Source organism: Bacillus sp. H1a, assembly GCF_000633475.1.
Taxonomy (GTDB): Bacteria; Bacillota; Bacilli; order Bacillales; family Bacillaceae_G; genus Bacillus_A; species Bacillus_A paramycoides.
The window spans coordinates 1-21174 of the sequence record NZ_AYMH01000018.1; the positions used below are offsets into that span (position 1 = coordinate 1).

General features: G+C 34.5%; 22 protein-coding genes and 8 pseudogenes. 20 read left to right on the forward strand and 10 right to left on the reverse strand.

All coding sequences use genetic code 11. The annotated features are described in order from the left end of the window. Together U860_RS0107355 and U860_RS36300 are read left to right on the forward strand one after the other, a co-directional pair. Positions 1-610: pseudogene (locus U860_RS0107355) on the forward strand (N-acetylmuramoyl-L-alanine amidase); the annotation flags it as partial. A 12-nt stretch (positions 611-622) separates the two neighbouring features. After that, positions 623-691, forward strand: a pseudogene (locus tag U860_RS36300) (N-acetylmuramoyl-L-alanine amidase); the annotation flags it as partial. A 177-nt stretch (positions 692-868) separates the two neighbouring features. Here the strand turns inward: U860_RS36300 and U860_RS0107360 are convergent. After that, positions 869-1351, reverse strand: a complete 483-nt coding sequence (locus tag U860_RS0107360; RefSeq protein WP_002192948.1) for a hypothetical protein — start codon at positions 1349-1351, stop codon at positions 869-871. Positions 1352-1376: 25 nt separating this feature from the next. Between U860_RS0107360 and U860_RS0107365 the strand changes: the two are divergent. Further along, positions 1377-1748, forward strand: a pseudogene (locus U860_RS0107365) (N-acetylmuramoyl-L-alanine amidase); the annotation flags it as partial. A gap of 76 nt (positions 1749-1824) precedes the next feature. Here U860_RS0107365 and U860_RS0107370 read toward each other — a convergent pair. Continuing rightward, complete coding sequence (locus tag U860_RS0107370) at positions 1825-2277, reverse strand: YrhA family protein (RefSeq protein ID WP_025148002.1); 453 nt, start codon at positions 2275-2277, stop codon at positions 1825-1827. A gap of 82 nt (positions 2278-2359) precedes the next feature. On the opposite strand from U860_RS0107370, the pseudogene U860_RS36975 reads away from it, so the two are divergent. Next, positions 2360-2527: pseudogene (locus tag U860_RS36975) on the forward strand (N-acetylmuramoyl-L-alanine amidase); the annotation flags it as partial. Positions 2528-2674: 147 nt separating this feature from the next. Here U860_RS36975 and U860_RS0107375 read toward each other — a convergent pair. From U860_RS0107375 to U860_RS0107395, 6 genes and pseudogenes are all read right to left on the reverse strand, one after another. Beyond that, positions 2675-3157 carry an antitoxin YezG family protein gene (locus tag U860_RS0107375; protein ID WP_025148003.1) on the reverse strand — a complete coding sequence of 161 codons (483 nt, stop codon included), beginning with the start codon at positions 3155-3157 and terminating at the stop codon, positions 2675-2677. Further along, a pseudogene (locus U860_RS36980) lies at positions 3102-3350 on the reverse strand (hypothetical protein); the annotation flags it as partial. The gene U860_RS0107375 and the pseudogene U860_RS36980, both read right to left, overlap by 56 nt. Before the next feature lie 177 nt (positions 3351-3527). Further along, positions 3528-4010 carry a hypothetical protein gene (locus U860_RS0107380; RefSeq protein WP_025148004.1) on the reverse strand — a complete coding sequence of 161 codons (483 nt, stop codon included), beginning with the start codon at positions 4008-4010 and terminating at the stop codon, positions 3528-3530. A gap of 14 nt (positions 4011-4024) precedes the next feature. After that, complete coding sequence (locus U860_RS0107385) at positions 4025-5032, reverse strand: hypothetical protein (RefSeq protein ID WP_025148005.1); 1008 nt, start codon at positions 5030-5032, stop codon at positions 4025-4027. 26 nt (positions 5033-5058) lie between these two features. Further along, positions 5059-5538, reverse strand: coding sequence for a hypothetical protein (locus tag U860_RS0107390; protein WP_025148006.1), 480 nt, complete (start codon positions 5536-5538; stop codon positions 5059-5061). 250 nt (positions 5539-5788) lie between these two features. Continuing rightward, positions 5789-6115 (reverse strand): annotated as a pseudogene (locus tag U860_RS0107395) (helix-turn-helix domain-containing protein); the annotation flags it as partial. A gap of 26 nt (positions 6116-6141) precedes the next feature. Here U860_RS0107395 and U860_RS36800 point away from each other — a divergent pair. From U860_RS36800 to U860_RS0107430, 7 genes and pseudogenes are all read left to right on the forward strand, one after another. Next, a pseudogene (locus tag U860_RS36800) lies at positions 6142-6460 on the forward strand (N-acetylmuramoyl-L-alanine amidase); the annotation flags it as partial. A 389-nt stretch (positions 6461-6849) separates the two neighbouring features. Then, the gene (locus U860_RS0107400; protein WP_025148007.1) at positions 6850-7938 is read left to right on the forward strand and encodes a tetratricopeptide repeat protein; all 1089 of its coding nucleotides are present in this window, start codon (positions 6850-6852) and stop codon (positions 7936-7938) included. Then, the gene (locus U860_RS32945) at positions 7935-8084 is read left to right on the forward strand and encodes a Phr family secreted Rap phosphatase inhibitor (RefSeq protein ID WP_000721300.1); all 150 of its coding nucleotides are present in this window, start codon (positions 7935-7937) and stop codon (positions 8082-8084) included. The genes U860_RS0107400 and U860_RS32945 overlap by 4 nt, the downstream gene beginning before the upstream one ends. A gap of 481 nt (positions 8085-8565) precedes the next feature. Next, positions 8566-8934, forward strand: a pseudogene (locus U860_RS32950) (ATP-binding cassette domain-containing protein); the annotation flags it as partial. 228 nt (positions 8935-9162) lie between these two features. Then, complete coding sequence (locus tag U860_RS0107420; RefSeq protein ID WP_025148008.1) at positions 9163-9486, forward strand: PadR family transcriptional regulator; 324 nt, start codon at positions 9163-9165, stop codon at positions 9484-9486. Continuing rightward, a complete protein-coding gene (locus U860_RS0107425) occupies positions 9479-10021 on the forward strand; it encodes a DUF1700 domain-containing protein (protein ID WP_025148009.1) in 543 nt (180 codons plus the stop codon). The genes U860_RS0107420 and U860_RS0107425 overlap by 8 nt, the downstream gene beginning before the upstream one ends. Then, positions 10022-10828 (forward strand): DUF4097 family beta strand repeat-containing protein, encoded by an 807-nt coding sequence (locus U860_RS0107430; RefSeq protein WP_025148010.1) that lies wholly within the window; start codon positions 10022-10024, stop codon positions 10826-10828. It abuts the gene before it with no gap. 86 nt (positions 10829-10914) lie between these two features. On the opposite strand, the gene lexA is transcribed toward U860_RS0107430, so the two are convergent. Continuing rightward, positions 10915-11535, reverse strand: coding sequence for a transcriptional repressor LexA (gene lexA / locus U860_RS0107435; RefSeq protein ID WP_025148011.1), 621 nt, complete (start codon positions 11533-11535; stop codon positions 10915-10917). 141 nt (positions 11536-11676) lie between these two features. Between lexA and U860_RS0107440 the strand changes: the two genes are divergently transcribed. Then, a complete protein-coding gene (locus U860_RS0107440; protein ID WP_025148012.1) occupies positions 11677-12333 on the forward strand; it encodes a recombinase family protein in 657 nt (218 codons plus the stop codon). A 45-nt stretch (positions 12334-12378) separates the two neighbouring features. Next, on the forward strand, positions 12379-12618 hold the full coding sequence (locus tag U860_RS0107445) for a DUF896 domain-containing protein (protein WP_025148013.1): 240 nt from the start codon (positions 12379-12381) through the stop codon (positions 12616-12618). A gap of 46 nt (positions 12619-12664) precedes the next feature. Here the strand turns inward: U860_RS0107445 and U860_RS0107450 are convergent, their stop codons facing one another. Further along, positions 12665-14248, reverse strand: a complete 1584-nt coding sequence (locus U860_RS0107450; protein WP_025148014.1) for a bifunctional metallophosphatase/5'-nucleotidase — start codon at positions 14246-14248, stop codon at positions 12665-12667. Positions 14249-14432: 184 nt separating this feature from the next. On the opposite strand from U860_RS0107450, the gene U860_RS0107455 reads away from it, so the two are divergent. The 7 genes from U860_RS0107455 to U860_RS0107485 all read left to right on the forward strand — a co-directional run bounded on the left by U860_RS0107455 (position 14433) and on the right by U860_RS0107485 (position 21078). Then, the gene (locus U860_RS0107455) at positions 14433-15371 is read left to right on the forward strand and encodes a phosphate/phosphite/phosphonate ABC transporter substrate-binding protein (RefSeq protein WP_025148015.1); all 939 of its coding nucleotides are present in this window, start codon (positions 14433-14435) and stop codon (positions 15369-15371) included. Positions 15372-15487: 116 nt separating this feature from the next. Beyond that, complete coding sequence (gene phnC, locus U860_RS0107460; protein ID WP_025148016.1) at positions 15488-16261, forward strand: phosphonate ABC transporter ATP-binding protein; 774 nt, start codon at positions 15488-15490, stop codon at positions 16259-16261. After that, positions 16258-17052, forward strand: coding sequence for a phosphonate ABC transporter, permease protein PhnE (phnE, locus tag U860_RS0107465; RefSeq protein WP_025148017.1), 795 nt, complete (start codon positions 16258-16260; stop codon positions 17050-17052). Before phnC ends, phnE (U860_RS0107465) begins: the two co-directional genes overlap by 4 nt. After that, the gene (phnE, locus tag U860_RS0107470; RefSeq protein WP_025148018.1) at positions 17052-17855 is read left to right on the forward strand and encodes a phosphonate ABC transporter, permease protein PhnE; all 804 of its coding nucleotides are present in this window, start codon (positions 17052-17054) and stop codon (positions 17853-17855) included. The genes phnE (U860_RS0107465) and phnE (U860_RS0107470) overlap by 1 nt, the downstream gene beginning before the upstream one ends. Before the next feature lie 325 nt (positions 17856-18180). Further along, complete coding sequence (tkt, locus tag U860_RS0107475) at positions 18181-20181, forward strand: transketolase (RefSeq protein ID WP_025148019.1); 2001 nt, start codon at positions 18181-18183, stop codon at positions 20179-20181. A 156-nt stretch (positions 20182-20337) separates the two neighbouring features. Next, positions 20338-20778 (forward strand): sporulation inhibitor of replication protein SirA, encoded by a 441-nt coding sequence (sirA, locus tag U860_RS0107480; RefSeq protein ID WP_025148020.1) that lies wholly within the window; start codon positions 20338-20340, stop codon positions 20776-20778. Between the two features lie 78 nt (positions 20779-20856). Next, positions 20857-21078 carry a YneF family protein gene (locus U860_RS0107485; RefSeq protein WP_002172951.1) on the forward strand — a complete coding sequence of 74 codons (222 nt, stop codon included), beginning with the start codon at positions 20857-20859 and terminating at the stop codon, positions 21076-21078. Positions 21079-21174: the final 96 nt, after the last annotated feature.

Consider the following 21174-nt stretch of genomic DNA (forward strand, 5'->3'; position numbering starts at 1 on the left):
GAAAGCAGACTTTTTATGGATCCCTCGTTATGGAAGTAATAAACCTGCCTATGCGTGTGATCTATGGCAATATGCAGATGGAGAAACAGGCGGTTGGCTTGATGGTGTAGGAAAAGTTGACTTAAATGTTCTAAATGGAGACAAGCCATTATCTTGGTTTATTGGTGGTAATGAACTAAATCCAATTAACCCAATTGATCCAATTCAGCCTATTCAAAAAGAGGGAATTGGACATGCAACATCTAAATACGATGATGGTTATGGTGTGAATCTATATGAAAATCCTGCTGATCCTATTTTTGCAGGACGTATTACACAAAAAATCCCTTACTTAATCCATAAAGGATACTGGGGTGGTGGAGAAAAAAATATGATCTGCCTTGGAAATGAAAAACAGTGGGCTTACCTAAAACATTTTGATGTCCAATGGTTCTATGCATACACTAAATATTGGTCAGGGTATCAAATCCGAACTTACGATGGACCGAACGGCAATGACACTGGTTTTGTGGATGGAAGTAAGCCATATCAATTGTTTAATAGACAAGATGGGCATATTGATATTGGTGGTAATCGTTGGATTCGTGAGGAACATGTAATTATTAAGTAATAGGTGGTTTCAAAAGTACACAACAACAAAGGTAAAACATACTATGTAACAGCAAATGAAGCCTTTGTATATGTGAAGTAGGAGTTACAAAAGAGCACTCACTAATTAAGGGGTGCTCTTTTGTATAACATATTTTTTACTGCTTGCTCAATCACTTTACACAAGTTGCTATACTCATCTATTCAGAAAGTTTGAAAAACATTTAGCTAATCAAGGCTTAAATTCCTAATACTAATATTAATTTACAAATTAATTTTTTTAAGAGTCAATTAGGTCTGTGTTGCAGCGCTTAAAGTGAATTTCATAACATTCTTCTTCAGAAAATATTTGTGCAATTTGCCCTGTACTCTTATCAGCAATTATAAATTCATTAGTTTCAGAAATGTCCCAAAGTTCCTCAATAGATTTTGTGAAATTCAATATTCTAACATTTGCCCATACCGGCTCTAAACAATTAGGAACTAATATAAAATATTCTGTTTTATGATTTGAAAAACTTAAAGAACCTAAAGAACTTTCAATCCATAAAATATACTTACTTTTAACATCACCAATAGGAATGTGAAATGTTGGATTAGAGTCTATATTACGAAACTGTTTCAATGCTGTGTCGAACAGTTTTATCCATTCAGAATCGGGATTTTCAAATTCAATAAGTTCTAAATTTGAAAATTGGCTAAAGACTTTTTTGGCACTGATTAATGCTTTTTTTCTACGAATCTTCTCATTTTGATATATCATAATTTTCCTGCCTCTCATTTGTTATAATAAATGTGATGATGGTTATGGTGTGAATCTATATGAAAATCCTGCTGATCCTATTTTTGCTGGACGTATCACACAAAAAATCCCTTACTTAATCCAGAAAGGATACTGGGGTGGTGGAGAAAAAGACATGATCTGCCTTGGGAATGAAAAGCAGTGGGCTTACCTAAAACATTTTGATGTGAAATGGTTCTATGCGCATTCTAAATATCCTGTAGGTTGGGGGATTGCAGTTCATAGTGAGCCAGAATGTATTAACCATGTTGGAAATATTGACGGTTCTACTCCTTATCGTATTTGGGGAAGAGTTGGCGACGCAATAGATATTGGTGGTAATCGTTGGATTCGTGAGGAACATGTAACTATTAAGTAAAAACAAGAGCCGTCATTATGACGGCTTTTTTTACTTATTCCAATCCAAGTAACCTTATTCATATTGATACCCCATATTAAAGAAGTGCTGTTTTCAATGCTTCTTCAAGCATTGTATTGAAATCATTATATGTGTTCATCACTGTTCCAGATGGTTTATCAAGTTCTAAATAAGTACCATCAGATAAGTTTTTACAAAACCACGCAATATTTGAATCTCCAAAGAAAAGATACTCTTTTTGAAATTCATTTTCATACCAAATCCCATTTGTGTCTATAAGCCCACTAATTAGTTCGTCCCTTTCTGTGTCTAGTAAAGAAGGATCAACTTCATAAATCACCAGTCCATTAAAATCTAACCCATTTATAGTTTTAAGAAACTCCTCATATTCACTCGGTAAGTCAACATTAAATTTCTCTTTCACGCGGTCTCTTAATCTATGAACTTCAGTATCTGTTGCAGGTGTATTCAGTTTATCGTTAAAGCTTTTCTCTATCTTTTCAATTTCTAAAATTAGATTTTTCCACATATAAAAACCTCTTTCTAAGTATATTTATTCTCCTTTAGGGTAGATATTATATTTTGGTATAGGCCAGCTTATGTCTGCACTATCTCCATCTTGACAGGATAAAGATGGAGCCGGTTCTGTAGATGTAGGATTAGGGTTTACTATTGATGCAAGGGTATATGTTAATGGTTCGTCGCAATATAAAGTACATAATTCACTTGAGCAAACTTTCTACATTACAGCAAATTCAGCTTATGTTTTTGCGAAATGATTAATAGCCGGCTCTTATGAATTGGCTGCATAATAAAGGAAATATAATTAAGTATGAGAATTATTTATCTTTAACCATTGAATCTTATAAAAAACCCCTCTATGAATGTTAATTCATAGAGGGTAACATGAAACACAATTATCAATATTATTTATCTTCTATATTTTTAAGATAATTCGCTAAACGAACCTTATCATTTTCATTATCGGGAGTAATACCAAGATATTTGTATTTCCATATTATTTCCCTTTCTGTAGGGTTATGTTCAGGGGATAACACATCTGTATAATCATATTCTATTTTGAATTTTCCTGAATCATATAGAATTAATGTTAAGTTTGTCCATAATTCTTGTTCGTTTTCCTTAAATTCTTCACGTAATTTCTCTAATGCATCGTATAGTTCGAATAATAAGTCATCATAAATCCCCTCATCTACATCATATACTTTTGGAATATTATTAGAATAAATAAAACCATCTTTTTTAGGAGTAGTAAAGAAGAAATACGCTTCTGTTGAATATTCTGATAATTCAGCGTATAGATAAATCTCGTTCCATTCCCCAGGTATAATTTCATCTATTTTTGTACCTATTTCTTGATAGATGATTTCCATTTCTTTTGTTTCCACCTTGTTTTTCTGTCTTCTTGAAATTCTTCTTGTACTGTTTGAAGTCTTGTTTATCCACATGAAACTTCTCTCCAGTTGCTACATTCTTCACTAAGTATGTTTTAGTTGTAAGAGATTTAATTATGTAGTAAATAGCGAATAATATAAGAAAAAGACTAAATGTTGGAATAACAAATACGATAGCAAGTGTTAGTGCCTTTCGCTTTATTTCTATCCCTATTTTCTATTTGAAAACTCATAGACTGACAGTCTTATTAGTTAAACTACCAGTCTACAAGTTTACTTGTCTATTTAATTATTTACCCATCCAACCTTCTGTGAATAAATCCCACCAACCATAAGTTTGCATTCTGTTCACCTCCTTATAAGTTTAATAACTTTCTCCCATGTCTTTCAACATCTGATGTGCTTCTGTTATCTTCTTAGAAGCCTTTATTACTGTTTCATTCCCTTGAGTCATTAAATTTCGGTCTTTTAATTCTAATCCGTCTCCAATTAATTTAAGGGATTCTTCTAATAAACCCATACCTGTATTCATAGTTTCTTGTACGTCTTTATACTTTTTACCAGGTTCTAATTTCTTTGCTTTGTCAGATATTGCAAGTAACTCCTTAGAAACTTCATCAAATTCTTTCTTCTTTTCTTCCACTGGTTTCTTACTCATTAATACGTCATTCATGACTATAGACTGTTCTGATATATCTTTCATCAGATAAGCTAAATCCATCTTATAGTCTGTTTTCTTTTCTTGTTTAGCTTCAACTTTACTGTCTACTTTCTTATCGTTTGATTCACAACCTACCCCAGTTACTAATAACATTGGAATTGCTAAAGCTAACAATTTACGTTTCATTTACATATACCCCTTTATTGTTGTGATTTATCTGCAATACCCTTTATTGCTTCATCAAATATCTTTGCACCTATATGTGTTTTACCCATTGACTGATGAAGTTTAGCTTGGTCTTCTTGCTCTATTGCATCAAATAGAAGTTGGAAAGCATCTTCATAGTATTGCATGGATTGTTTTATCTTGTTTTGTTCTCCCTCAAATCCAGAAGGTGCTTTCAAGTCCTTTAGTTTCTTAGCATTTGCTTTTGCTCCACCTACACTTAGTTGGATTTCACCTTTCTTCTGTATATAAGCCTTGATGTCTGAACCTGCTATTCCTTCAATTGAGTGCATTGTATCTGCTATTGCATTCGAACTGTCTATGATGTCTTGCTTATACTTCGTAACTTCTTCTAAATTAGATACATCGTTTGACTTAGGAGCATCATCTGTTCTTTTTATTGTGTCAGGGTTTGTATTACCCAATGCACTCTGTTTATCCTTTACAGCTTTATTTGCATTTACAGCGTCTACTCTAGATGTTTCGTCTTGAACAGGTTGGAATCCTGATATCCAATACTTATTACCTCGTTCGATTAACTCCGTGATTTCCTGTTTCTTATCAGGGTCTATATCCTTCTCGTTTGCTTTAAAATACTTAGCTTGTTTTGAGTAAGCTGTACTATAACAATCAACTGCTTTTAGTATGTCTTTATGTGATTCTGCATACTCTTTTGGTGGTTCAATTTTATCAAACTTAGCAATGATTGTTTGTAACTCAGATTCTTGTTTTAGGACTTCTTTCTTTAAAGTCTTCTCATCCTTTTCTTTATTCATTGCTACTTCTACTATATTCGTGATTTTCCCCATTAACTCAGATGATAAGCTAGTCATACGTACTGGATAAATGTCTTTCGATAACTTCTCTTTTGTTTCTGCTTTAGACTCTACTTTATCCTTTGCTTTTGAGTCTACTTTATCTGTCCCACAACCTACTAATAACATAACTGGAATTGCTAACGTTACGAGTTTCTTTGCTTTCATGATTGACTACCCCTCTTACTTAGATTCTACTTTTGTTTAGATGTGTTAAATAATCCCATAGTTTCTGCTTTTGCTTCAATCTGTTTAAGTGTATTATCGAATTGGTCAATAGCACCCTTCGACACCGCATTCGCTAATTCAGTCTTACCTGCTTCTTCCATTTTAAATGAGTCTTCTAAAATGTCTATTGCTGTAACTAACTGTTTGTGTTCTTCTACAAAGCTAGAAGGAGGAGTTAATTCTTTTAACTTTTTACAGTTTTCTTTTAGTAACGCTGAACGTTCCTCTGAAGAATACTGAGGTTTACCAGGATCCTGCATGAAATGTAGGACAGTAGATACATACTCTTCTGCTTGTTTATCATCTGCTTTTACTGATTTCGTTTCTTTTACGTCTTTATCGGCTTTTACTTTCACTGATTTATCATCTGACTTTTGTTCTACTTTCACGTCTGCTTTCTTTTCTTCGCTGTCTGCTTTGTCTGTTCCGCAACCCCCTAATAACATGATTGGAAGTGCTAAACTTACTAGTTTCTTTGCTTTTATTATGTATCCTCCTTTTAGAAAATATTGTAATTAATTAACATATTATACCGTAACATAAATTATATAAATAAGATATAAAGATTTTCCATCCTTAAGAGAAATTTTGAGTGTTTTAACAATATGAAAAAATGTATGACGGTTGTAGAAAATCCCGCTCCATATGCTTTTTAAAAAACCCCCTTATTGGTTCATCGATGTTTGGGAGCTTTTTTTACGCTCTCATAAACTCTTTATCAAAGTAGAACTTGTCCATTAAGTTGTTTACAATCCCGTTGAAATAAGCGAATTTACCCTTCTTCATTTTTGCTCCAGATTTAATTTTCATAACAAACTCTTTGATAGCTTGTAAGCCGATAGTAAGCTCCTGGTCTTTAGTGAATGCTTTATCACCCGTCGTATGGTTAACGATTTTATTACACTGTCTTACGACCTTCCACAGTTCTTGAATTGTCTTTGAGTCACTGTAAAAAGAGCGAACTAAAGAAATAAAACATTTTGGTACCCAGTGAGCTACGGAATCAGCTTCTTTAATGTTTTCCTAGGTATAGTGTTATTCTTGTTGCTGTATGGGGGAAATTAGGAAACTGGTTAAATCTTGGTGGTAACCAATGGATTTATTATGATTCCTCATACATCCGTTACAATGGGACGGAAATTTCTACTGTAGCTGGTAAAAGGGTTATTTCTAGAGTGGACCAATTTACGTTTCTATGAATCCCCATCATGGTAGAATAAAGATGTTGTAGGTACAGTTGATGCAGGATTAGGGTTTACAATTATTGATAAAGTATTGGTGAATGGTTCACCGCAATATAAAGTGAAAAACTCTAAATGTAGTATCTTCTATATTACAGCTAGTTCAACATATGTAGAGGTACCATAAAATAAAAAAGCCGATTCCAATTAAAGATTCGGCTTTTTTTATTGTTAAGATGTTTAGAATTTACTTTTAGACAATGCTTTTAATATAGGATTTATGATTTTACTTATTAATCGAAATCCGTTAAATATAGATCTTATAACCTTCATATTATCGTCCCCTTAAACTAAATAAATCATATCAACTTCATACCAAGGGTGTAAACATTGTATTTTCATAAATTCAAATGAAAAAGAAGCTTCTTTTTCAAAGTGAATGATGGTGTTATAATTAAATATAAACTGAATAATCAGATAAAAATTTATCAATAAATAGTAATTGTTATGATATGCGTTTTGATAGGGTGATTTGTTATAATATTTAGATAATACTCTTAGAAAAGGGGGATTTAAATGGAAACAAAAATTTCTACTACTAGCAAGGGGTATGAGCTATTAGAAGAATGGTATCACGAAATGCTTGCTCAGCATATAGAGAAGGCAAGTATTTTAAAAATTGAAGCAGATAATATATTTAATAAGGTTAAAGAAAATGCAGATTCTTTTATTTATTACTCCCTGTTAAGATTTAGGTATCAAATGTTAAAGGGGAATTTTGAAAAAGGGCTAGAAGGGTTAGAATACATAAAAGGTATGCCAGATGGTTTACTAAAATATTACTATCACTTCTTTAAATTTATTTATGCAACAGAAGTTGGAAACTACAATAGTGCAGAAAAACATCTTGAATCTGCAAGTGATTTATTAGATATGATGTCCGATGAAAAAGAAAAAGCAGAGTACAATTATCGTGTTGCGCTATATAAATATTATATTTCACAACCTACTTTAGCTATTAATTATGCTACAAAGGCTCTCGATTATTTTTCAAGCCATGAAGGCTATGAGACTAAAAAGGGAGCGTGTGAAAATACATTAGGTATGGCTTGTATTACTTTAGAACAATTTGAATTAGCAGAGGAATATCTAATTTCTGCTCTAAATATGTTTCAAAAACTTGATGAACAATCGCTAGTTTTAAAAGTTCGTAGTAATTTAGGCGTACTGTATGCCGAACAAAACTTATCAGATTCAGCTATACGTCATTTAGAAGAAGTATATAAAGCGTGTCAACATACAAAATTGCATTATCAAAGAAGGGTAATATTCCTATTGGCTCGGGAACATATTAAATTAAAACAGCATAATGATGCAACTTTTTATATTAAAGAGGGCTTGAAGGATTGTAATCAAGAATATAGTTATCACTTAAATATTTTGGAGTGTATAAATAATAATGAATCTATAGAGAAGTTGGAAGAAATTGTAAATGGATCGCTTTCGTATTTTAAAGAACAAGAATTGTGGAAAGACATTCAAATTTATACCGAACTATTAGCAGGTAAATGGTATAATGTGGGTGCAAAGGATAAGGCGTGTGAGTATTATCACTCAAGCCATGAAGCGAGAACTTTATTAAAAGAAAAGGGGCGTTTAAAATGAAAAAGATTAAAATTACATTAATGGGTTTAATCGGTATTGCAGTATTATCGTTTGGTTTAAATAGTCCTAGTATTGAAAAAAGTGCAGCACCTACACTGAAACAAGAGAATATTATTTCATATTCAGAACATGGTACAGGAATCTAATAAATAAAAAAATTACCCCCATCAGTTATTAAAGAAATAAATAATCAATAAGCAGTAAAGTAGATAAAATAAACAAGGCAGGATGATGACAACATCTTGCCTTGTTCAATTGTGAAAAATTATTGAACTGTAACGAATTTTTTTAGAGGATATTTTAAATAGGAAAGAACAGATGAAAAAATAAAACAAGCCTAACCTATTTATGTTTGTTTTATTTTGTGGGGGGCACCCACAAACCCACCCACAATTCACCCACAAAAATAAAAAAAGTGATGAATCACTAGGAAACATCACTTTTATAAAACCTTGATAAATCAGTGTTTCTGGTTCAATTTAAAACTTGATGAATTCAGAGGATATATTTAGAACGCAAGTTCACCAATGGGAACGCGATCAATATATGTCTCTATACTAAGAGAGAAAAAAGCCCTGATACTACGGTATCAGGGCTTTTTCGTCATTTATTTACAGTAAATTGTAGCGAATGCTTCCAAAAGGGCTTGATACTCTTATTGGAGATCGTGGAGTGAGGCTTTCAGGTGGTGAACGCCAACGACTTGTACTAGCGCGTGCAATTTTAAGGAAACCGTCCATTTTAATATTAGATGAAGCTACTAGTGCGTTAGATACTGAAAATGAAGTGAAAATTCAATCAGCATAAGAAAGATTGAAAGGAACGATGACTATTATTGTTATTGCGCATCGTTTATGTACGATACATAATGCAGATCAAGTTATTGTTTTAGGAAAAGGTGAAATTGTTCAAAAAGGTGAATTTAATCAATTGGCTAAAGAGAGAAAAGGTGTGTTTCGAAATTTATTGGGCTCACAAATGGAAGTTGGTTCTTAGAGGAGAAAAAGTGAATGAAGTCTTGTATTAATGTAATTAAAATTGAATGAAAGCCCGAATAATGGCCTGTTACAACAGGGTCTTATTCGGGCTTTCATTTGTGCATTTTCTAAATTTAGGGGATAAATATAGTTCAGTACCTTGCAATGAACAGTACTAAGTGGTATATTATGGATAAATCAAGTACCGTGTATTAAACAGTACTAAAATAAGGAAGGAGGATTGTCCTTGAACGTTCAGTTTAAAAAAGGTGTGTTAGAACTGTGTGTATTGGCTCTTGTAAAACGTAAAGATTGTTATGGCTATGAACTAGTTCAACAAATCTCTAATAAGTTTTTAATATCAGAAGGATCAGTATATCCGTTATTGCGTCGTTTAACGAAAGAGGGATATTTTCAAACATATTTAAAAGAATCTACGGAAGGGCCGCCCCGTAAATATTATGAACTAACTGAGCAAGGTGAGACGCAACTTCATTTATTAGTAACAGAGTGGCGTGATTTTGCGAAAGGCGTACAAGAAATTATTGAAGGGGTGAATTGGGATGAATAAAGAACAGTTCCTTCGGGAATTATCGAATCAGCTTAGAAAGTTACCGGAAGAAGAGAGGAAAGACATTTTATTCGATTATGAAGAGCACTTTCAGTTTGGGGTAGAAGAGGGGAAAACTGAATCGGAAATAATAAAAGGACTTGGTTCTCCGAAAGTGATTGCAAAAGAATTATTAGCGATGTATCGCTTTGATGAAATGAAAAAAGATCCATCGACTTCAAATGTGACAAGAGCTGTCATGGCGGCGATTGGACTTAGTTTGTTTAATTTTATTATTGTGTTAGGCCCATTAATTGCAATTATTGCTACTATATTTTCTCTTTGGGTTGCGGGGATTTCTAGTGTAGTGACACCATTTTTTGTTATTCTAAAAGTGTTTATGGGCACTTTTTTATGGATTGATTTATTCGTTAGTATCACGTTTGTTGGAGTTGGTTTGTTGTTATGTATTGTAGCTTTTTATAGTACGAAGTGGTTTAAAAGATTATGCGTACGATATGTAATATGGAACTTCAAAATGATAAAAGGGGAGTAAATGATGAAAAAACTATTATTAGTAGCTATCGCTTGTATCATTATTGGAGTAATAGGGATTTCACAAACATATGAAAAAGCAGTACAAACTGCAGAAAAAGGAAATAAAGAAGACGTAATTAAAAATGAAACGCTAAAAAATGTAGAAGTTAAGTTAGATGCAGGAGATATTGTTGTCCAAAAATCTCCTGATTCCTCTTTTTATGTAAAGCAATCAGGAGATTTACGTAAACAGAAGATTCGTATAGCTGAGGATGGTGACACATTAAAGATTCAAGGAGAAATAGAGAAAGGTGTTTCATTTGATTTCTCATTTTTTACTTTCAATTTTCAAACGCCTATATTGACTATATTTATACCTGAACGTTCTTATCAAGAGATAAAAGTAAATTCATCCGCTGGGCAAATAGAAATAAGTGATGTGAAAAGTGACTACGTAAGTGCTGGGACACTTGGTGGAGATGTGGATCTGGGACATATAACTGCTAAGAGTGTAGATGGATCTTCAAAAGCTGGTAGCGTGAATGTAAAGAAAGTGATTGGGAAAGTAACAGCAAAAACAGCTAGTGGTGATGTGGATGTTATTGATCATGATTCTAAATATGATCTAGAGGCAAGCTCAACTGCTGGTGATGTAGATATTACTTTATTGGAAAAACCGAAAGACGCAGTTATAACCGGGCGAAGCACTGCTGGAGACGTGACAATTTTTAATGAGGAAAATAAAAATATAACAATTGGTAATGGAAGTACAAAGATTAGTGGGAAAACTTCTGCCGGAGATGTTACGATTGAAGCTCGTAAATAAGGAATAGAATGTACGGAAATCTATCAAAATACAAAAAGAAGATAATTACTTATATAAATAAGGTAATTATCTTCTTTTTATTATTTTTAATGTAAATCGCGATATACGCCAATTACTTTTCCGATAACTGACACTTGTTTTAAAATGATAGGTTCTAATGAAGAGTTTTCCGGTTGAAGACGGAAATGGTCTTTTTCTTTATAGAAACGTTTAACAGTTGCTTCATTGTCTTCGGTTAAGGCAACTACAATTTCACCATTGTATGCAGACTGTTGTTGGCGAACAACGACTAAATCACCATCAAAAATACCAGCTTCAATCATACTGTCCCCAGAAATACGTAACATAAACACTTGGTCTGCTCCAGCAACAATGCTAGCTGGAAGTGGGAAGTGTTCTTCTACACTTTCAACTGCTGTAATTGGTAAACCAGCAGTAACTTTTCCGACGATTGGAACTTGAATAACAGATTGTGTTTCAGTGTCCGTTCGGTCTTCACCTAAAATTTCAATTGCTCGTGGTTTTGTTGGATCGCGTCGAATATATCCCTTTTCTTCTAATCGTGATAAATGTCCGTGCACTGTAGAACTAGAAGCAAGGCCGACTGCTTGACCGATTTCACGTACGGAAGGTGGATACCCTTTTTCTTGTACTTTTAGCTTAATAAAGTCGAGAATGTCTTGCTGGCGTTTCGTTAACTTTTCCATGTTTTCTAACACCTCGTTTTCTTTCATTTTTCTTATTAATAAGTATAACATGTGAAAAAACATTCTACAAACATAAGTTCGAACGGAAGGCGAATTTATGATACACTAGAGGGAAAATATAGTGAGAAAGAGGGGTTCAAAATGAATGCAATTATTTATGCACGTGTGAGCACAACAAAAGAAGCGCAGGAAACATCATTATTGCGTCAAAAAGATGAATTATTGCATTTAGCTGAGCGCTATCAAATGAATGTTATAAAAGTAATTGAAGAGCAGGCTAGTGGTTATACAATTGAACGTGATGGCATATTAGAAGTGCTAGATACAATTCGAGATGAACAAGTTGATGTGCTTCTTATACAAGATGAAACGCGCCTTGGTAGAGGGAATGCGAAGATTGCATTAATGCATTGTTTACATAAAGAGGGAATAAAAGTTTATACGCACACGCATAATGGTGAATTACAGCTTTCGGATTCTGATTCTATGGTGTTAGATATAATTGGGATTGTTGAGGAGTATCAAAGAAAAATCCACAATTTGAAAATTAAACGTGGCATGCAAAGAGCGGTGGAGAAAGGATTTCGTCCAGAGAATAATTTGAAAAATCGTCATTTAAGTGTAGGACGCGAGAAAAAAGAAGTACCTATTGAGGAAATTGTACGTTTGCGTAGGAATGAATTAACTTTCGAAGAGATTGCAGCAACACTTCGTGGTTTCGGTCATAATGTTTCAAAAGCAACTGTGCATCGAAGATATGTCGAATATACAAAGCAATCGCTTGATAAAGAAGACTAACTATTGTATGATAATAATCAGTTTTGAGTAGAAGGGGGATTCGAGATGCTAAGTCACGAACTCATTGAACGCATTAACTTCTTAGCGAAAAAAGCAAAAGCTGAAGGCTTAACTGAAGAAGAACAACGTGAGCGCCAATCGCTACGTGAACAATATTTAAAAGGATTTCGTCAAAATATGTTAAACGAATTAAAAGGAATTAAAGTCGTTAACGAAGAAGGCACTGATGTTACACCGGCGAAATTAAAAGCTTTAAAAAAGCAAGATAATGCAAAATTAAATTAAAAGATGGGCGTAGCCCATCTTTTTTTGATATTAATAGACAGATTCGCTATTTAATAACTTTCCAGTTATGATTTGTTGTTGCTTCTATCGTTTTATGCTTCAATATATAGTTAGCGATAAGTTCAGACATATCTATTGGTATGTCTTTTATAATGGGCTTATTTTGATACATAAGGAAGTTTCCGCCACCACCTGCACGATAATTATTCATAACGACATCGTATTCTTGCTTCATGTTGATTGGAAGTCCATCATATTCTAAAAAAGTAACTCTTTCGCCAAATGGTTTTGAAATGTTTAATACGTATGAAATTCCTTCCCACATATCGTAATTATAGTGCTGCGGTTTCGGTTCTAAGTATGCATGGTTTACAATGATATTTCCGTCTACATTTAGTGCGAAATAAGTGGCGGAGAGCTCAAGAGCTTCTTTTATATCTGCTCCAGTCACTCGAATAACTTTTAATGTATTTGGATAAATATAATTAGAAACGATGTTACGCATTGTGACATGTTCGGGAAAACCAGGAGATTCATTGTGAAATAAACTTGTACAAGAAATAGAAACTTCTGCTACATCCATCTGTATTTTATTAATAAATTCAATAAAGGGATGGTCTTGTAGACGTGTTTGCAGAGCATCAGAAATTTGCATGTCTCCATTAATAAACCCAATAGGCTGATCAAGCCACTTTTGTGTTTTATCCTCGTAATCATACACAAGTGAAAGGATAGCTTCATCTTCCTGAATCCCCTGTACAGATAGTATTTCAGAATGACATTCTTTCGTAACCCACTCATTATTATTTCTTTCAAATGTAACTTCCACTTTTCCTAACGATTGTCCATTACAGCCAACTTGTAAAATTGTAACACCATTCACTTTTGTATTTGCAATCGTTCGATGTTGATGACCTGTTAGTAAAATATCTATGCCATCAATTTCATGACACATCGCATAACCTTGATTTTCACCTGTTAAAGCTTCAGTAGGTTCTCCTGTTTGTAAATCACGTTCAAATCCTCCATGGTAAGCGACGACGAGTAAGTCAGGTTTATCGTTTTCGCGGATGTAAGAAACCCACTTTTTTGTTGTTTCCAGTGCATCTTCAAATAGTAAATCTTCAATATGATGAGGTTGCTCCCAATTTGGGATGTAATGCGTTGTTACCCCTAAAATAGCAATTTTTATATTCGGCTCAATTTGCTTTATGATATATGGTTTTCCAAAATACGGTTTTTTTCTGTTTTTATTTAAAATATTAGCTGATAAATAAGGGGTATTGGCAGTTGAAATAGCATTGTTTAATATGTCCATTCCGTAATTAAATTCATGATTTCCGATAATTGCAGCATCATAATCTAGATAATTGGCTAATAAGGCCATTGGGTTCTCTTTATCTTTTTCATAAGTAGCATAATGATAAGTGAAAGGAGTTCCTTGGATGAAATCACCGTTATCAATTAAAATCACATGTTCATTTGTAGAACGCTCTTTTTTAATGAGTGTCGAAATTTTGGATAGTCCCACGTCTGCTGGTAAGTTATTTTGATAGTGAATTGGATAAACATTACCATGTATATCGCTCGTTAATAAGATGTTAATAGTTACAAATCGATTTTGATTCAACATAATCCACCTTTTCTATTGTTATCTTACGATTAATCATATCAGATATGTGAAATGAAGTTTGATTGGAATGTTTAGAATGTGTAAAAATTCTGTAAATAAATAATTGTATGGGAAAATATGTGATATATTTCTACGTGTTTACAAAAAGTAAATTTATAACAAGGGAAATGGAGGATTTAACATGTTGAAAAAAGTTTTTGCAATGGGTACATCGGTTGTATTAGCAGCGGGATTATTAAGTGGTTGTGGGGCGAAGGAATCAAGTACAAATAAAAGTGAAGATACGAAAAAAGGTTATGTACCAAAGACTTTAAATGTTCAATTTGTTCCATCGCAAAATGCTGATACGTTAGAAGCAAAAGCAAAACCACTAGAAAAACTGTTAAGTGATAAGCTGAATATCCCTGTAAAAGTTAGTATTTCGACGAATTACAATACGATTGTAGAAGCGATGGCATCAAAACAAGTAGATGTAGGTTTCTTGCCTCCAACGGCATATGTATTAGCGCATGAAAAAAAGGCCGCAAATGTAATTTTACAAGCACAACGATTTGGAGTAGATGATGCAACAGGAGCTCCAACAAAAGACTTGGTAGATTATTATAAGTCTGAGTTTGTTGTAAAGAAAGATTCTAACATTAATAGTGTAAAAGATTTAAAAGGTAAAAAAATCGGGTATCAAGATGTAACATCTTCAGCAGGATATGTGTGGCCTGCAGCTGTATTGCTGAAAGAAGGGATAGATCCATTAAAAGATGTGAAACCTGTTACATTAAAAGGTCATGATCAATCTATTATCGCTCTATTGAATGGGGATGTAGATGCTGCGGTTGTATTCCAAGATGCTCGTAATATTGTAAAAAAAGACTATCCTAATGTGTTTGATCAAACAAAAATTGTGAAATTCACAGAAAAGATTCCTAACGATACTATTTCTGTACGCTCCGACTTAGATGCTGAATGGAGTAAAAAATTACAAGACGCATTTATAGAAATTGGAAAGAGTGAAGAGGGACAAAAAATTATTAAAGAAATATATTCGCATGAAGGATATATTAGATCTGATGATAGTAAATTTGATATCGTTCGTGATTATGGAAAGAAAGTAAAAACGCAATAATACATACGGATATTTTACAGGTTCAGTGAAAATGGCGACTAACTGGAATTGTGTGTGTTTTCAGTTAGTGGGCCATTTTTCGATTTTTATTATTAAGTAGAAAGTAGGTAAAAGGCGTGATTGAGTTTCGAAATGTTTCCAAAGTTTATCCGAACGGTACAAAAGGATTGAATAATATTAATATGGAAATTCAAAAAGGCGAGTTTGTCGTTATGGTAGGGTTATCTGGGGCTGGAAAATCAACACTTCTCAGATCGATTAATCGACTTCATGAAATTACAGGTGGAGAAATTATTATTGATGGAGAATCTATTACTGTTGCGAAAGGAAAAGAGTTACGACGTATGCGACGAGACATTGGTATGATTTTTCAAAGTTTCAATCTTGTGAAGAGATCTACTGTTTTAAAAAATGTATTAGCCGGACGTGTTGGATATCATTCTACATTACGTACAACGCTCGGGCTATTTCCTAAAGAAGATGTAGAGCTTGCTTTTCAAGCCTTGGGACGAGTGAACATCTTAGAGAAAGCATATGCGCGGGCTGATGAGTTATCAGGAGGTCAACAGCAACGTGTATCAATTGCAAGGGCACTTGCGCAAGAGGCAAAAATTATTTTAGCTGATGAGCCAGTCGCTTCTTTAGATCCGCTTACTACGAAGCAGGTAATGGATGATTTAAAGAAAATTAATCAAGATTTTGGAATTACAATGATTGTAAACTTACATTCTATTGATTTGGCTAGAGAGTATGCGACGCGTATTATTGGGTTACATGCAGGTGAAATTGTATTTAATGGACCTGTAGTAGAGGCAACGGATGAAAAATTTGCTGAGATTTATGGGAACTCCATTCAGAGCAGTGAATTGTTAGAGGTGGCAGTCAAATGAATGATGTGACTATACATTCGAAAACGATACCGAAACCCCCTAGTAAACTGAAGCATATGTTAACTGCTGCTATTATCATTTTATTATTGTGGAGTAGCAGTGTACAGGTAGATGCATCATTTTCGAAACTTGTAACTGGCTTTCCAAATATGATGGATTTGCTGAAGGAGATGGTACCACCAGATTGGGGCTATTTTCAGGTAATTACAACGGCGATATTAGACACAATTCGTATGGCTATTATTGGAACGACTTTAGGTGCCATTTTAGCTATTCCACTTGCATTATTCGCGGCGAGTAATGTGTTTTCAAATATGGCTTTATATGGTCCAGCTCGATTCGTTTTAAATTTAATTCGAACGATACCAGATTTATTATTAGCAGCTATTTTTGTAGCGATTTTTGGAATTGGACCACTTCCAGGTATTTTGGCGCTTACTTTTTTCTCTATTGGACTTGTTGCGAAGTTATTATATGAATCAATCGAATCGATTGATCCAGGTCCATTAGAAGCAATGACCGCTGTAGGAGCAAATAAGGTGCAGTGGATTGTATATGCAGTAATCCCACAGGTGAAGGCACACTTCGTTTCTTATGTTCTGTATACATTTGAGGTGAATGTACGTGCAGCCGCTGTTTTAGGGTTAGTTGGAGCAGGCGGAATTGGATTATATTATGATCGAACGCTTGGGTTTTTACAATATCAACAAACTGCTTCTATTATTATTTATACACTCGTTGTTGTATTGGGAATTGATTATATAAGTACATTGTTACGGGAGAAATTATGATGAGTGAATCGAAGATGGTGGTACCGAAACCAAGGAAACCGAGTTTATATCGTTGGATTATTTTTATTGCACTTGCAGTTCTCTATATATGGGCATTTTCCGGAGTACCGCTAGAAGGAATAAAGGATACAGCTGGCGAAATTACAAAAGCGATCATGACAGGGGTGTTACATCCGGATTGGTCGTACGTGTCATTACCGGATGGCGAAGACTTATTGCATGGTTTAATTGATACGTTAGCAATCGCAATATTAGGTACATTTATATCAGCATTTTTATCTGTCCCATTTGCATTTTGGGCAGCAACAAATATGAGTACGGAAAAAGTGACTTCTGGAACAGGGAAATTTGTACTAAGTTTTATTCGTACATTTCCGGAGTTAGTTATGGCGCTATTATTTATAAAGGCTGTTGGTCCAGGTTCTTTTGCGGGTGTATTAGCTTTAGGACTGCATTCTATTGGAATGTTAGGGAAACTGTATTCGGAAGGGATTGAAAATATAGATAAAGGGCCGACGGAAGCGTTGATTGCAACAGGAGCGAATCGTTTTCAAATACTTTGGCATGCAGTATTACCACAAGTATTACCGGATTTCTTGTCATATACGTTATATAGGTTTGAAATTAATGTACGATCCGCTTCAATTTTAGGAGTTATTGGAGCAGGCGGAATTGGTACACCCTTAATTTTTGCACTAAGCTCACGAAATTGGTCTCGTGTAGGTATTATTTTACTAGGTATTATTTTGATGGTAATTATTATTGATTTTATTTCGAGTTCGATTCGAAAGAGAATCGTATAAGTGTTTTTTGAAGCACCCACACAAGGTGCTTTTTTTGCATAATAAGAGAAATAATTTGGATAGTATTTAATAACACGGGTATATTTCACATTTGTGGATGTAGTGTTTTGTATAAAAATACAGATAATTCCCTTTCTTCCTAAAATAAAAATAATGAAAAAGTATGTCATATTGAATGCCCATACATTGCCGGAATCATTGATTTTTTTATAAAAAATCAAAAAAACATCAACATATTTGTCGATACATGTTGTATAATCTTGCGTGGGAAGCTATCATATAAATGTATAAAACGTTTACTAATATAAGCGAAGGGAAGAATAGCATGTCACATTCAATCGAACAACTTTCTATCAACACGATTCGCACATTATCCATTGATGCGATTGAAAAAGCAAACTCTGGTCACCCAGGAATGCCAATGGGTGCAGCACCAATGGCTTATACATTATGGACTCAATTTATGAAACACAATCCAAATAACCCAACGTGGTTTAACCGTGATCGTTTCGTATTATCTGCAGGTCATGGTTCAATGTTATTATACAGCCTACTTCACCTATCTGGTTACGATGTAACGATGGATGATTTAAAGAACTTCCGTCAATGGGGAAGCAAAACTCCAGGACATCCTGAGTATGGTCACACAGCAGGTGTAGACGCAACAACTGGTCCACTTGGGCAAGGTATTGCAACTGCTGTTGGTATGGCGATGGCTGAAAGACATTTAGCAGCAAAATATAACCGTGATGCGTACAATGTAGTTGATCATTTTACGTACGCTATTTGCGGTGACGGCGATTTAATGGAAGGCGTTTCTGCTGAAGCATCTTCATTAGCTGCACACTTAGGATTAGGTCGTCTTGTAGTGTTATACGATTCTAATGACATTTCTTTAGATGGCGATTTAAATCGTTCATTCTCTGAAAGTGTAGAAGATCGTTACAAAGCATACGGTTGGCAAGTAATCCGTGTTGAGGATGGAAACGATATTGAAGCAATCGCAAAAGCAATTGAAGCAGCGAAAGCTGACGAAAAACGCCCAACGCTAATTGAAGTAAGAACGACAATTGGTTTCGGTTCTCCAAACAAATCAGGAAAATCAGCTTCACACGGTTCTCCACTTGGTGTAGACGAAACAAAATTAACGAAAGAAGCATATGCTTGGACTGCTGAACAAGATTTCCATGTATCAGAAGAAGTATATGACAACTTCCGTAAAACAGTACAAGATGTTGGTGAAACTGCACAAGCTGAGTGGAACACAATGTTAGGTGAATATGCACAAGCATATCCAGAATTAGCAAACGAGTTGCAAGCAGCAATGAATGGTCTTCTTCCAGAAGGTTGGGAGCAAAACTTACCAACTTATGAATTAGGATCAAAAGCAGCAACACGTAATTCTTCAGGTGCTGTAATTAATGCTATTGCAGAGTCTGTACCATCATTCTTCGGTGGATCTGCTGACCTTGCTGGTTCTAACAAAACATACATGAATAACGAAAAAGACTTCACAAGAGCTGATTACAGCGGTAAAAACATTTGGTACGGTGTTCGTGAGTTTGCGATGGGTGCAGCAATGAACGGTATTGCACTACATGGCGGTTTAAAAACTTACGGTGGTACGTTCTTCGTATTCTCTGATTACTTACGTCCAGCAATTCGCCTTGCAGCATTAATGCAATTGCCTGTAACGTATGTATTCACACACGACAGTATTGCTGTTGGTGAAGATGGTCCAACACATGAACCAATCGAACAATTAGCAGCACTTCGTGCAATGCCAAATGTTTCTGTTATTCGTCCAGCTGACGGTAACGAATCTGTTGCAGCTTGGAGATTAGCTTTAGAATCTCCAAAAACACCAACTGCATTAGTGTTAACTCGTCAAGATCTTCCAACATTAGAAGGCGCAAAAGACGATACTTATGAAAAAGTGGCAAAAGGTGCATATGTAGTTTCTGCAAGTAAGAAAGAAACTGCTGATGTAATCTTAATTGCAACTGGATCTGAAGTAAGCTTAGCAATCGAAGCGCAAAAAGCTCTAGCAGCAGACGGCGTTGATGCAGCTGTTGTTAGCATGCCATCTATGGATCGCTTTGAAGCTCAAACTGCTGAGTACAAAGAATCTGTATTACCAAAAGCAGTAACGAAACGTTTCGCAATTGAAATGGGTGCTACAATCGGATGGCACCGTTACGTAGGTCTTGATGGAGATGTACTAGGTATCGATACATTCGGTGCTTCTGCTCCTGGTGAGAAGATTATGGAAGAGTATGGATTTACTGTAGAGAACGTTGTTCGTAAAGTAAAAGAAATACTTTAATGATTTTAGAAAAATCTCTCCAGCATGGGGAGATTTTTCTATGTAATTGAGTTTTTTCGACAGAAAAAGTTTTTTCTCTCTCCATAGTCAGACAATCATTGCAAATTTTCTTTTATATAATGTAGGCAAAAGGTTGTCCAGATCGGGAGGGAAAAAATGAAAACGTATGAATTGTATTTAATTCAAGAGGATATTGCGAAAGCTTACTTTGGTCGTGAATATTTGTTTTTTGATTTATTTGCTCGATTTTCAGAATCTGGTTCCCTTTCGGAGAAAAAGGTGTTATATAAGCAAATGATGTATATAACAATGCCGTTACAAGTAATGAAAATTCATCATAAATTAGAACAAGCTTTGAGGGTTCTTGGTAAATATGATAGAACACAACATACGCATACGCTTTATACGGGAGCGGAATATGGCGAAATAATGGTGAAATCACAATATATTCGAATGAATACTTCTGGAAATGTATCCATGGAAACAACTTTCTTTGAGGTGCTTAGAAAGTGTGAGTTAACATTTTTAGCGATGGATTATGAGAATAAAAAGTATGGTTGGTTAAATCCTCTCAAACAAGTACGGACATATGTGTAAAAAATGTCGAATAGTATCTTGTCTTATTGAAATGGTTTTAGTACACTGTAAGGTAGACAACATGAAGGAGGAAAATATATGTCAATTTGGTTAGGTGTTCTAGTGGGCGTAGTAGCACTAGTAGCAGGCGTGGCATTAGGATTTTTCATTGCACGCAAATACATGATGAATTACTTACAAAAAAATCCACCAATTAACGAACAAATGTTAAAAATGATGATGATGCAAATGGGACAAAAACCTTCCCAAAAGAAAATCAATCAAATGATGAGCGCGATGAACAAGCAACAAACGAAATAAGCGCTAAAGGGCACTCTTACTGAGTGCCCTTTCCTTTTGGATTTTGAAAAATTTTTAAAACTTTTAAAAATTCTGTATTTTTGTTAAACTGAAAAC

Bases quoted from the DNA above. Each gene is read 5' to 3' on its own strand.
- U860_RS0107370 (WP_025148002.1), bottom strand. From the start codon at position 2,277: ATGTGGAAAAATCTAATTTTAGAAATTGAAAAGATAGAGAAAAGCTTT.
- U860_RS0107445 (WP_025148013.1), top strand. From the start codon at position 12,379: ATGCTAAGTCACGAACTCATTGAACGCATTAACTTCTTAGCGAAAAAA.
- sirA (WP_025148020.1), top strand. From the start codon at position 20,338: ATGAAAACGTATGAATTGTATTTAATTCAAGAGGATATTGCGAAAGCT.
- U860_RS0107360 (WP_002192948.1), bottom strand. From the start codon at position 1,351: ATGATATATCAAAATGAGAAGATTCGTAGAAAAAAAGCATTAATCAGT.
- U860_RS0107400 (WP_025148007.1), top strand. From the start codon at position 6,850: ATGGAAACAAAAATTTCTACTACTAGCAAGGGGTATGAGCTATTAGAA.
- U860_RS0107385 (WP_025148005.1), bottom strand. From the start codon at position 5,032: ATGAAAGCAAAGAAACTCGTAACGTTAGCAATTCCAGTTATGTTATTA.
- U860_RS0107440 (WP_025148012.1), top strand. From the start codon at position 11,677: ATGAATGCAATTATTTATGCACGTGTGAGCACAACAAAAGAAGCGCAG.
- U860_RS0107425 (WP_025148009.1), top strand. From the start codon at position 9,479: ATGAATAAAGAACAGTTCCTTCGGGAATTATCGAATCAGCTTAGAAAG.
- U860_RS32945 (WP_000721300.1), top strand. From the start codon at position 7,935: ATGAAAAAGATTAAAATTACATTAATGGGTTTAATCGGTATTGCAGTA.
- U860_RS0107485 (WP_002172951.1), top strand. From the start codon at position 20,857: ATGTCAATTTGGTTAGGTGTTCTAGTGGGCGTAGTAGCACTAGTAGCA.
- phnE (WP_025148018.1), top strand. From the start codon at position 17,052: ATGAGTGAATCGAAGATGGTGGTACCGAAACCAAGGAAACCGAGTTTA.
- phnE (WP_025148017.1), top strand. From the start codon at position 16,258: ATGAATGATGTGACTATACATTCGAAAACGATACCGAAACCCCCTAGT.
- U860_RS0107430 (WP_025148010.1), top strand. From the start codon at position 10,022: ATGATGAAAAAACTATTATTAGTAGCTATCGCTTGTATCATTATTGGA.
- U860_RS0107380 (WP_025148004.1), bottom strand. From the start codon at position 4,010: ATGAAACGTAAATTGTTAGCTTTAGCAATTCCAATGTTATTAGTAACT.
- tkt (WP_025148019.1), top strand. From the start codon at position 18,181: ATGTCACATTCAATCGAACAACTTTCTATCAACACGATTCGCACATTA.
- U860_RS0107390 (WP_025148006.1), bottom strand. From the start codon at position 5,538: ATGTTATTAGGGGGTTGCGGAACAGACAAAGCAGACAGCGAAGAAAAG.
- lexA (WP_025148011.1), bottom strand. From the start codon at position 11,535: ATGGAAAAGTTAACGAAACGCCAGCAAGACATTCTCGACTTTATTAAG.
- U860_RS0107455 (WP_025148015.1), top strand. From the start codon at position 14,433: ATGTTGAAAAAAGTTTTTGCAATGGGTACATCGGTTGTATTAGCAGCG.